Origin of the sequence: Companilactobacillus kimchii DSM 13961 = JCM 10707 (assembly GCF_001435445.1) — a bacterium.
Lineage (GTDB): Bacteria > Bacillota > Bacilli > Lactobacillales > Lactobacillaceae > Companilactobacillus > Companilactobacillus kimchii.
In genome coordinates, this window is record NZ_AZDH01000026.1 from 89,328 (window position 1) to 101,327 (window position 12,000).

Consider the following 12,000-nt stretch of genomic DNA (forward strand, 5'->3'; position numbering starts at 1 on the left):
TAAATGAAAGCATTTGGAGTAACTGATAATAAACAAGATAGTTTTGTAGAATTTGATAAAGCAGAAGAATTACCTACAGGAAAAGATTTACTAGTTAAAATTGAAGGTATCTCAGTCAATCCAGTTGATATCGCCACACGAAAAGGTATCAGTGCTGAATTAAAAGAGCCTAAAATTTTAGGTTATGACGGTTATGGTGTCGTTGAAAAAATTGGTGATGCTGTTAATAATTTCCAAGTAGGCGACAAAGTATTCTTTGCTGGTGACTATACTCGTGATGGCTCATATCAAGAATATGAATTGATTGATGAAAGAATCGTAGCTCATGCACCTGCACAAACTTCGATTGAAAAAAGTGTTGCTATGCCGTTAGTAACTTTAACAGCAAGTGAATTATTATTTGAAAAATTGCATATTAATCCAGCTATTGATAATCGTGACAAAACGATTCTAATTATCAACGGGGCCGGTGGTGTTGGTTCTATTGCTACTCAATTAGCTCATTTAGCTGGATTAAAGGTTATCGCTACGGCTTCAACTCCAGAGAAAGTAAAGTGGGTTAAGGATTTAGGGGCTGATTTGGTAGTTAACCATCATCAAGACCTAATTAAGCAAGTGCACGATTTAGGAATTGAAAATATTGATTATATTATTGGATTAAGTGATAACGATCCGCATTGGCAAGAAATCGTAGAGTTGATCAAACCATTCGGTACTTTTGCAACTATTACTAATTTACGTGAATCACAAATAGGTGATTTGAAACAAAAATCAGTTAACTTTGCTTGGGAATGGATGTTCACCAAGGCTAAGTTCAAGTTAGATTCAATGTCTGATCAGGGAGCTTACTTAGAAAAATTAGCTCAAGGTTTGGATAGTGGTATGATCAAATCAACTGTTACTAAAGTTTTCCACGGTTTAAACGTTGATAATATTAAAGCTGCTACAGAATTAGTGGAAGCGGGACATATGATGGGAAAAGTTGTTGTTTTGGCTTAGGAATTTTGAACATAATTTTTTCTGTTTAAAATAAATAATAGCAGGTAATCAAAGTACGATTACCTGCTATTACTTTCTTTAAAGTTCAACCCTTTTGAACCTTAAATTAAATTGTAGTGTTTCAATCCATTAACGATACCACCGCTAACGTTTTCAGTGGTAACATAGGAGGCAATGGCTTTGACTGAGTCTAAACCGTTACCCATAGCAACACTGTAGTCGGCAAATTCTAGCATTGGTAGATCGTTATTACCATCGCCAAAAGCATAAGTTGGTTTGTCTTCAAGGTCTAGTTCTTTTAACAGATGTTTGATACCACTCATCTTAGAAACACCTTTATTAACAGTATCAACTGATCTAGGACCAGTCTTATAAAAAGTAAGATTATCGAAAACCTTTTGGTAGTTAGAACCATCGCCTTCAGTAACGATAACAATCATTGGGACTTTGTTAGATTTGTAGAAATCAGGATCGATTTCGGGCAATTCTAAATGAACACTTTTGTAAAAGTCTTCAACAAAAGGATTAACTTCGTTAAGATATGATTGGTCAGCTGAATGGACACTGACAGTGTCGCCAAATTTTTTGGCCTGTTGAAGAAGCTTTTCAATTAAGTCTGGCTTAATATTGTTTTCGTAGACTACTTTGCCTTGAGATTGGACATAAGCTCCATCCAAGGTAATATATGTATCAATATCAGTTGAGTTAAGCACTGGGTCAATTTCGATTGGAGCACGTCCAGTATTAACAACAGGTAAATAGCCATTTTCTTTGAGTTCGCGCGTAGCTTGTGCAACGTCTTCGTCGATTTCCGAATGGGCGTTTAGAAGTGTACCATCGAGGTCGAAGAAAACAGTTCCCTTATAATTTGTTTGCAAAAGATCACCAACCTAAATAAATTTTGTATACTTGTAACATGTTAACAATTTTTTTACAAATGATATAGTCATGGAGTGATATTAATGAAAATTTTAATGATTGAGGATAATAAGTCCGTCTCTGAAATGATGGGAATGTTCTTCCAAAAAGAGAAATGGGATGCTAGTTTTGCATATGATGGTAACGAAGCCGTTGATATGTTCAATGCTAGTCCCAACGATTGGGACATGATCACGCTAGATTTAAACCTTCCGGGTAAAGACGGAATGGAAGTTGCTAAAGAGATTCGTAAAGTATCCAAAACTGTGCCAATTATTATGTTAACTGCTCGCGATACCGAAAGCGATCAGGTATTGGGACTAGAATTTGGTGCTGACGATTACGTTACAAAACCATTCAGTCCTATCACTTTAATTGCCCGTATGAAAGCGATCCACAGACGTGATGAGAATATGGCTGAAAAATTAGCTGAAAGCAAAAATGTCAATGCAACAGTGGAAGAAGCAGATGATGGGTTCGACATCAATACTGGTTTCTTTAAGCTCAACTCTAGTACGCGTGAAGCTTATTTGAATGATAAGGAAATCCCTGATTTGACACCAAAGGAATTTGACTTATTGAAGACTCTAGCTAGCAAACCTAAGCAAGTCTTCTCACGTGAACAATTGCTAGAACTAGTTTGGGATTACGACTATTTTGGAGAAGAAAGAACAGTCGATGCTCATATTAAGAAGCTACGTCAAAAGATTGAAAAAGTAGGTCCACAAGTTATTGAAACTGTTTGGGGCGTGGGCTACAAATTTGATGATACGACTGCAAGGGCTGAGGCATAATGAAATTAATTTACCAAAATATGCTGAGCTTTTTGATTGTTATCTTAACGACCTTGGGGATCATTTTATATTCAGTTACGAGTGCCTCAACTAGCTGGGAATATAATCGGACCTATAAGAGTTTGGAAAGCTATGCTGGTAATTTGGAGAAAATTGCTTTGAAGACTGACCCTAAGACGGGGCAGATTCATAATATTACTGGTGATAATATTCGAACGGTTGAACAAGTTTTGTCAGAAAGAAATGTACAATTTGCTATTTTTGACTATAACAACAATCAAGTCTATCCAACACCGCCGACTAATGTAAAGTTACATTTGAAGGATTCTTACTGGAAGAAGCTTAAACAGGGTAAGACAATTCGAAATGTGCAAAAATTACAAGATACTGAAGGTAACCCTCGATTACGGAAGGACGATAATCGAAGTTATGTTTATGTTCTGACACCGTGGTTTCAAAATGGGAAGCTGATTGCGGCTGTTTGGGCTGGATCAGATGTTTCAGAATTGCAGACTAATATTGGTGAGATCAATAGTCGCTTATACTTTGCACTTTTGATTTCACTATTAGCGGCAATTATTTTGAGTTTCTTACTTTCAAGATATCAGGTTAATCGAATCAACCGATTGCGTAGTGCGACGAAGAAAGTTGCCAATAATGACTTCTCGGTTCATATCGAAAGTAAGGGTCGCGATGAGTTAGATGATTTGGCAGAGGACTTTAACCAAATGGTTAAGTCTCTAGAAGCCTCAGATACTGAAATTAAGCGTCAAGAGCAACGGCGAAAGGAATTCATGGCTGATGCATCACATGAAATGAGAACGCCGCTAACGACCATTAATGGATTATTAGAGGGCTTGGCCTATGATGCTATTCCTGAAGAGTCTAAAGGTCAAAGTATCCAGTTGATGAGAAATGAAACAAAACGTTTAATTAGATTAGTTAACGAGAATTTGGATTATGAGAAGATTCGGACTAACCAGATCACCATGGCTAAGCGAGTCTTTGATGCCAATAAACCTTTGACTGATATTACTTCACAGTTGGAGAAAAAAGCTGCCGAATCTGGTGATGAACTGATTTTGAGGAAATATGATGGTGAACTAAAGACCTTCGCTGATTACGATCGTTTTGTTCAAGTTATGTTTAATATTATTCAAAATGCAATTCAGTTTACTAATGATGGCAAGATTTTTGTCAGTGGAACTCGTGAGGAAGATCGTCATGCCTCTGTCTTTACCATTTCTGATACCGGAATAGGGATGTCAGAAGATCAAGTTAAGAACATTTGGGATCGTTATTACAAAGCTGATCCTTCACGAAAGAACCGTAAGTATGGAGAATCTGGTTTAGGACTGTCAATTGTTCATCAGTTGATTGAAAATCATGGTGGTGAAATTGAAGTTAAGAGTAAGGAAAATGAAGGGACAACCTTCACCGTAACGCTCTTTGATGAAGGTTATGAACATAAACCAAATGAGAATAAAGAAGGCAGTAATCGTTAAGTCTAAAAGATTTTGCCTAGATTTAAAATAAAAGAGTGTTCACATCAAAACTGATATATTTCAGTTTGATGTGAACACTCTTTTTGGTTCTTATTCAAATGTTGGTGTGGTTATTTCTCTTTTTTACTTAAATACGACCAACTGTCGATTGGCGAACGATCATCTTGTAATTGTAAGGCATCAGTATTATACAAACTAGTGGTCGATTTATTGCCATTACGAGAATAGATGCTAGTTGATTTAACGCCTAATTCATCACGACGTTTGACTAATTGTTGAACTTGATTCTGGTAAGAATAATTAGTTGGATTAACTGGGGTGAATCCTGTAGGTGTATAGAATCTCAAGAGGTTCTTGTTATTAACATTGTCGGAAACCTTTAATTTTAGACGGACATCTTCTAACCATTTGTCGGCCTGCATAGCTAGTCTTGGATTATCTTTCAAAGGGATCTCTTGACCAGTTTTATTTTCGTAAACAGTTGGACTCCCGGAATCATTCGGATAGACCGTATATTTCGGTGTAATCAAACTCTTATTTCGAAAGGCTACAACAGAACTGTGTTGTTTCGATAATAGATCTGTTCCCAATTGAACGTATTGACTGGTGTTAACTCCGGCCAGATGTAGAATTGTTGGTAGGACGTCAATTTCACCACCATAAGTGTGTTTGATTCCACCTTTAAGTCCATTCATGTGAATCATAAAGGGAACTCGTTGATACTGTGTTTCGTTGAACTTGCTCCAAGTGTCAGGATCTTGGCCGAAAAGACCAGTAGCTAATTCTTTGTGCTGACTATCGCCTTTACTGTTTTTGTCGAGGCCATAATGATCACCATAGAGTACGATCATGCTATCTTTTGACAGTCCAGTATCATTCAAATAATTGAAAAATTCTTCGACAGATTTATCTAAATAATGAGCAGTTTTAAAGTATTGATTAATTTCGTCATCGTCAAGATCAGTAGATTTGAAGTCACCATTATCTTCATCCGAGAATTGATAACGAACGTGGTTAGTAACAGTTAAAAATTTTGTATAGAAAGGTTGTTGCATCTGTTCAAGATACTTAGCACTTTCAGACAGCAACAATTTATCCTTAATACCATAAGTATTGAGTGAAGCAGTATCAGGATTTTTAGTGTCGTAATAGCTCTTATCGAAGAAATAATTGTAACCCATATTCTTATAAACTGAATTACGATCCCAGAAACTACCAACATTTCCATGGAAAACGGCACTGCTGTAGCCTTTCTTTTGTGCAAGAATGGCTGGTGCTGCTTGGAAGGTATTGGCAGTTCCCAATTTGGTAAAGACGGAAGTACCAGTAGGGAGACCAAATAATCCAGATTCTAACATTGTTTCGGCATCACTAGTCCGACCGCTACCGACTTCGTTGAAAAAATTATCGTAGGAAATAGTATTTTTGTCATGATAAAGCTTATTCAAGAATGGTGTAACTTCTTGACCATTAACTTTTAAACCAATCAAAAATTGTTCAAAACTTTCCAAATGAATAATGATGATATTTTTGCCATTAGCTTTACCAAAATAAGTTGGGTTAGGTGCGGCATAGTTTTGATGGACATAATCAAGGACTTTATCCATCTCTGATTCAGTAGCTGTTGATCGTACTTGATCATTTTGAACGGATCGAATTGAATCATAGGGTAAGAAAGCGTTTATTCCTAAATATTTGACGATATAAGAGTGATCAAAGGTTCTTCCTAGTAATTGAGGACGATTAGCCTCGGAACCCGCCAAATCGGCTGAAAACAGCATTAAACCTAAACAAGTTGTTGCTACAGCGTTCAACTTTCTGAAAGGACGACGGTCAACTTTGATGAAATGGAAAATAAATAAGAGGGCAATAATGACAATATCAATTAGATAGATGGCATCACGTGCCTGCACAACACCAAGAGTTGTAGTACCCAGTCCCTTAGCAACTTTACCAACACCGGTAATGGAATTGAAAGAGATAAAGTCAGAAAAAGAACGGAAGTACAGGACATTGCTGTAGATAAAAATTGAATCAGCAACATAAATAATCCCCATGGCAATGTAAGATAAAATTCCCTTATTGAAATAGAGCGCAATACTCATCAGTAAGACTACTGTGGCAAATGGATTAACGATTAAAAAAAAGTGCTGTAAAAGATTTTCGATACCTAGGGAAAAATCAAGATAGTAGGTAACGATGGTTTTTAACCATAGACAAAGAATTAAAAAGGTCATAAATCCTAATCTAGTGTTTAATACGGATTTAATTTTTTTCATAAAAGTTCCTCATAACATAATTAGTTCACTACGTAATAATACTTTATCTGGACCAATAAAAAAAGCCAGCTCTAAGGCTGACTTTATTTGTTGGTGGAAGTAGAATTATTACTCTTGCTTTCGGAATCCTCTTTTAAGATACTAGACCAACTATCGATATAAGTACGATCACCGTTTAATTCAGGTGCATCGGTAGTGTATAGACTCGTTGTCGATTTGTTATTATTTTGTGAATAGACGCTAGTTGATTTTAGACCTAAGTCATTACGTGTCTGAACGAGTTTTTGAATTTCGTTTTGATAATCATAATTCTTAGGGTTAACCGGTGTGAATCCACTTGGCGTGTAGAATCTCAAAAGATTCTTATTATTAATAGTATCTGAAAGTTTAAGTTTGTCGTTGACATATTCCTGCCACTTCTTAACTTTTTGTTTGAGAATTGGATTCTGACTGAGGTCGACTAGTTCACCAGTTTTATTCCGATAAACCTCAGGTTGATCACTATTGCCTTTTAAGACAGTGTAGTGAGGTGTGACAAAATTCTTGTTTCGGAAAATTACGATTGGATTATGTTGTTTTGAAAGTAGGTCGGTTCCTAATTGAACATACTGTTTTGTGTTGATCCCAGCCAAATGAAGCAGTGTAGGCAAGACATCAATTTCACCACCGTAAGTGTGGTTGATGCCACCTTTGAGCCCCTTCATATGAATCATGAAAGGAACTTTCTGCATTTGAGAATCGTTGAAGTCGGTCCAATCTTTGGAATCAATTCCTAGGACGGGAGCCAGATCGGTGTTTTGACTATCAGATAATCCATAATGATCACCATAAAGCACAATCATTGAATTATCGTAAATTCCACTGCTCTTTAAGTAGCTGAAGAATTCCTTCAAAGAATTGTCCAAATAATGGGCCGTTTCAAAATAACCATTAACAGTACTGTTGTCAGTATCTGGTGGAGTGAAATCATCTTTATCCTCATCAGTTAATTGGAACGGATAGTGATTGGTTACAGTAATAAATTTAGCGTAAAACGGTTGTTGCAATTGTTCAAGATATTTCACGCTCTCTGAAAGCATCAGTTTATCCTTCATACCGAATCCCAGCATTGAATCATCACTTTTATTAAAGTAACTGGAATCAAAGAAATAATTATAACCCATATTTTTATAAACGGAATTACGGTTCCAAAAACTACCAACGTTTCCATGGAAAACAGCACTAGTGTAGCCCTCCTTTTGGCCCAGAATAGCTGGGGCAGCCTGGAAGGTGTTGTCACTTCCAAGTTTGGTGAAGAGTGATCCTTCTGGTAATCCGAAGAGACCAGTTTCTAGCATGTTTTCTGCATCACTAGTACGTCCTTGTCCAACTTCGTGATAGAAATTATCAAACGACATTGTATTTTTATCGTTATAAAGACTGTTTAAGAACGGAGTTACTTCCTGACCATTAACTTTGTCATTAATTAGGAATTGTTGGAAACTTTCCAAGTGGATAATGATAATATTTTTACCCTTAGCCTTACCGAAGTAGGCTTGGTTTGGTTTAGCGTAATTCTTTTGGACATCAGATAAGACATCATCCATATCAGTACCAACTGCCTCAGAACGAACCTGATTGTTTTGCACCGTCTTAATTGAATCGTAAGCCAAAAAGGTATTTAAACCTAAATATTTAACAATATAAGAACGATCAAAGGTTCTACCCAATAGCTGAGGACGATTGCTTTCCGCAACAGTTAAATTAAGTGAGAAGAGAAAAATACCCAACATAGTCGTTGCTACAGCGGTTAGTTTTTTCATTGGACGAGGATCAATTTTAATAAAGTGGGTAAATAATAAAATGGCGATAATAATAAAATCTAAAACGTAGAAAATATCATGTACTTGAATTAGGCTGGTAGCACTGCCACCAAGTCCCTTAGAAACTTTTGAAGCACTGGTGATAGTGTTGAAAGATAAGAAGTCACTTAATTCACGATAATAAAGCACATTTCCATAAAGAAGAATTGATTCAAGAACGTATATCACACCCATAACGATGTAAGAGATTCGAGAACGTGTAACATATAACGATATGCTAAGTAGAATAACGGAAGTAGCAATAGGATTAAGAATTAGAATTGAATGTTGTAACGGGTCCGTTGCGCCTAGAGAGAAATCGGTATAATAAGCTATAATGGTTTTGAGCCAAAGAGTAAAGACTAAAAGCGTTAGAAAACCTAGCCTTTTACTCAAAAATATTTTTAATCTATTCATTGATAATTCCTTATTTGTAAAAATTCTTTAATAAAATCTATTTAGGGACTAAATAAATTGTTTAATTGTTAGTATAATACGTTATAGGTAAAAAGTGGGGAAGAATAAGAAAAATGATATTTTTAGGACCGTTGTATACATACATTTTTGAAAAGTATGCGTCAAGATTCAATCATTTTCCATTGATTAGGCTTTCTTTTTATGCTGTGGATAAAGCAATATTATATACCTTATTTTTCGTCATCCTAAGGTACATATGGGTAAAAGTTAAAAAGAAAAATACTAGCTTTGGCCGAGAATTTGGCTTAACGGTATTTGTCTTCTATGTTCTCCTACTTTTTGCTTTAACAGTCTTTCGAGATGGCTATTTCATTTGGCAATTCAAGTTTTATTGGCACCGTCCATTATCCCAAATTAATATAATTCCACTAGTAGAAACGATAAAATTATTAAATGGTCAGTCTTTAGTCGACTTTTTTTATAATTTATATGGTAATATTGTGTGGTTCGTACCAATGGGAATATTTATACCGGCGCTTACAGAAAGACACTTTGGTTTCTTCAAAGTTGTCCTCATTGGCGCTTTGATCTCGACTTCGATTGAAACGCTTCAGTTTATTTTGAACACTGGTGTAACGGATATTGATGACGTTATCTTTAATACTCTCGGCGCTGCGGTAGGATATTTTTTATATTTTGTAGGAAAATGGATAAAAAAGCTAATAAAAATTTGAAATTTTCTTCAAAAATGATTAATCTAGTTTTGACGATATATATGGAGGAGAGAAAATGACACAAATTAAATTTGATGATTCAAAATTGAGCAAGTTCGTTCATGAGAACGAAGTTGGCGAAATGCAAGCTCTTGTTACAGCTGCTGACGATGAATTACGTAAGGGTACTGGTGCTGGTGCTGACTTCCGTGGTTTCATCGATCTACCTGTCGACTATGACAAGGATGAATTTGCTCGTATTAAGAAAGCTGCTAAGAAGATCCAATCAGACTCAGAAGTCTTTGTTGGAATCGGTATTGGTGGTTCATACTTAGGTGCACGTGCTGCAATCGACTTTCTAAGTTCATCATTCTATAACGTTAAGAATGAAAAGGATGTTCCAGAAGTTTACTTCTGTGGTAACTCAATTTCTCCAAATTACCTAGCTGATCTTCTTGATGTTATCGGTGACCGTGATTTTAGTATTAACGTTATTTCAAAATCTGGTACAACAACAGAACCTTCAATCGCTTTCCGTATTTTGAAAGCTAAGTTGATTGAAAAGTATGGTGTTGAAGGTGCTAAGGGCCGTATCTATGCTACAACAGATCGTGCTAAGGGTGCTTTGAAGACAGAATCAGATGCTGAAGGCTACGAAGAATTCGTTGTTCCTGATGATATCGGTGGTCGTTTCTCAGTACTTACAGCTGTTGGTCTATTGCCAATTGCCGTTGCTGGTATTGACATCGACAAGTTGATGGAAGGTGCTGCACAATCACGTGAAGACTACTCATCAGCTGATCTTACAAAGAATGACGCTTACAAGTATGCTGCTTTGAGAAACATCTTGTACCGTAAAGGATACACAACAGAATTGCTAGAAAACTACGAACCAAACGTTCAATACTTTGGTGAATGGTGGAAGCAATTGATGGGTGAATCTGAAGGTAAAGATCAAAAGGGTATCTACCCATCATCAGCTAACTTCTCAACTGACTTGCACTCATTAGGTCAATATATCCAAGAAGGTCGTCGTAACCTTATGGAAACAGTTGTTTTGATTGACCAACCAAGACATGATGTTAAGATTCCTGCTGAAAAAGATAACCTTGATGGTTTGAAGTACTTGGAAAACAAGTCAATGGACTTTGTTAACAAGAAGGCTTACGAAGGTGTTGTTCTTGCACATACTGACGGTGGCGTTCCAGTTATGACAGTTCATATTGAAAAACAAGATGCTTATAACTTAGGTTACTTGATGTACTTCTTTGAAATTGCTGTTGGTATTTCTGGTTACTTGAACGGTATTAACCCATTCAACCAACCAGGTGTTGAAGCATATAAGAAGAACATGTTTGGTCTACTTGGCCGTCCTGGTTATGAAGAACTTGGCGAAGAATTAAACAAGAGACTATAATTTTATAAATTAACTGTTGAGGTGTCCTATATATTAGGACACTTTTTTTTATAAAAAAATTCCTCATATTTTTAGAATATGAGGAATTTTGGATTATATTATTATTGAAAATTAAATATCCCTTACAACTCTGAATCCAACATTGCTACTAGTTGAATTTGCGGTATTTCCGTTTCTTGCACCTAATCTGTATCGGTTGCAGTAAGAGGCATGACAAAGGAATGAACCACCACGCATTGCGTATTCGTCTTCACTATATTGATCATTAGAAGACCAAAAATCTTTTCCATTTTTATTTTGAAAATCTTTTAATGGAATTCCACGTTTATTAGAACACCATTCCCAAACATTTCCTATTACTTGATATAGATCAAAGCTATTTGGCTCAAAGGAATATACAGGAGCTGTGCCAAAGAAACCGTCAGATTTATCATTATTATTAGGAAAAGATCCTTGCCATGTATTAGCGTGGTATCCTTTATTATCAACAAGTTTATTTCCCCATGGATAAATTAGATCATTATTACCACCGCGAGCTGCATATTCCCACTCTGCCTCGGATGGCAATCTTGTTTTTGACCATTTGCAGAAAACCAAAGCATCATTTCTGGAAATATGAACAACAGGGTGGTCCATTAAATCATTGATGCTTGATTTAGGCCCATAAGGATGTTTCCAAGATGCTCCCTTTACTATTCTCCACCAAGGAGTATCCGGAACTTTCTGTGCATCAGTATTTTCAGAATTTAGTAAACCGTAAAAAACAAAGCCCCATCCAGCTGCCTCAGCCTCTGAGATGTAATTAGTTTCATCAACAAATCTTTTAAAATCTGCATTTGTAATAGTTGTATCTGTTATGTAAAAATCAGGAATATTTACTTTTGTTCTGGGTTTTTCATGATCCTCTGGAAAACCTTCATTATCTACAGCTCCCATTAAAAAATCGTTACCAATAATTTTTTTGAATTCCATAAATTTATCCTCTTTTCAAATTTTAGAAAGATAATACATCAAAAAAGTATATATCTTAAAAAAAGCGTTTTCAATCCCCGTTGATTTTTTTGATGTAAGTGCATACAATGAAAAAGTAAGCTTTCTAGTAGGGACTGACAAGAAA

General features: G+C 36.0%; 9 protein-coding genes. 5 read left to right on the forward strand and 4 right to left on the reverse strand.

The genetic code is table 11. From position 1 onward, the window contains the following. The first annotated feature begins 3 nt into the window (after window positions 1-3). Window positions 4-999, forward strand: coding sequence for a zinc-binding alcohol dehydrogenase family protein (locus FC97_RS11345; RefSeq protein ID WP_054643256.1), 996 nt, complete (start codon window positions 4-6; stop codon window positions 997-999). 101 nt (window positions 1,000-1,100) lie between these two features. On the opposite strand, the gene FC97_RS11350 is transcribed toward FC97_RS11345, so the two are convergent. Then, window positions 1,101-1,877: a Cof-type HAD-IIB family hydrolase gene (locus FC97_RS11350; protein WP_054643255.1), complete on the reverse strand. Its 777-nt coding sequence runs from the start codon at window positions 1,875-1,877 to the stop codon at window positions 1,101-1,103. 84 nt (window positions 1,878-1,961) lie between these two features. Here FC97_RS11350 and FC97_RS11355 point away from each other — a divergent pair, with 84 nt between their 5' ends. Next, window positions 1,962-2,711, forward strand: a complete 750-nt coding sequence (locus FC97_RS11355; RefSeq protein ID WP_054643254.1) for a response regulator transcription factor — start codon at window positions 1,962-1,964, stop codon at window positions 2,709-2,711. After that, entirely contained in the window at window positions 2,711-4,216 is a 1,506-nt protein-coding gene (locus tag FC97_RS11360; RefSeq protein WP_054643253.1) for a sensor histidine kinase, read from the forward strand. The genes FC97_RS11355 and FC97_RS11360 overlap by 1 nt, the downstream gene beginning before the upstream one ends. Window positions 4,217-4,326: 110 nt before the next feature. On the opposite strand, the gene FC97_RS11365 is transcribed toward FC97_RS11360, so the two are convergent. Further along, window positions 4,327-6,495 carry an LTA synthase family protein gene (locus FC97_RS11365; protein ID WP_054643252.1) on the reverse strand — a complete coding sequence of 723 codons (2,169 nt, stop codon included), beginning with the start codon at window positions 6,493-6,495 and terminating at the stop codon, window positions 4,327-4,329. Between the two features lie 83 nt (window positions 6,496-6,578). Further along, complete coding sequence (locus tag FC97_RS11370; protein WP_056968248.1) at window positions 6,579-8,753, reverse strand: LTA synthase family protein; 2,175 nt, start codon at window positions 8,751-8,753, stop codon at window positions 6,579-6,581. 113 nt (window positions 8,754-8,866) lie between these two features. On the opposite strand from FC97_RS11370, the gene FC97_RS11375 reads away from it, so the two are divergent. Further along, a complete protein-coding gene (locus FC97_RS11375; RefSeq protein ID WP_054643251.1) occupies window positions 8,867-9,487 on the forward strand; it encodes a VanZ family protein in 621 nt (206 codons plus the stop codon). A 55-nt stretch (window positions 9,488-9,542) separates the two neighbouring features. After that, complete coding sequence (locus tag FC97_RS11380) at window positions 9,543-10,883, forward strand: glucose-6-phosphate isomerase (RefSeq protein ID WP_025086399.1); 1,341 nt, start codon at window positions 9,543-9,545, stop codon at window positions 10,881-10,883. 111 nt (window positions 10,884-10,994) lie between these two features. On the opposite strand, the gene FC97_RS11385 is transcribed toward FC97_RS11380, so the two are convergent. Then, complete coding sequence (locus tag FC97_RS11385) at window positions 10,995-11,855, reverse strand: formylglycine-generating enzyme family protein (protein ID WP_054643250.1); 861 nt, start codon at window positions 11,853-11,855, stop codon at window positions 10,995-10,997. Window positions 11,856-12,000 lie beyond the last annotated feature (145 nt).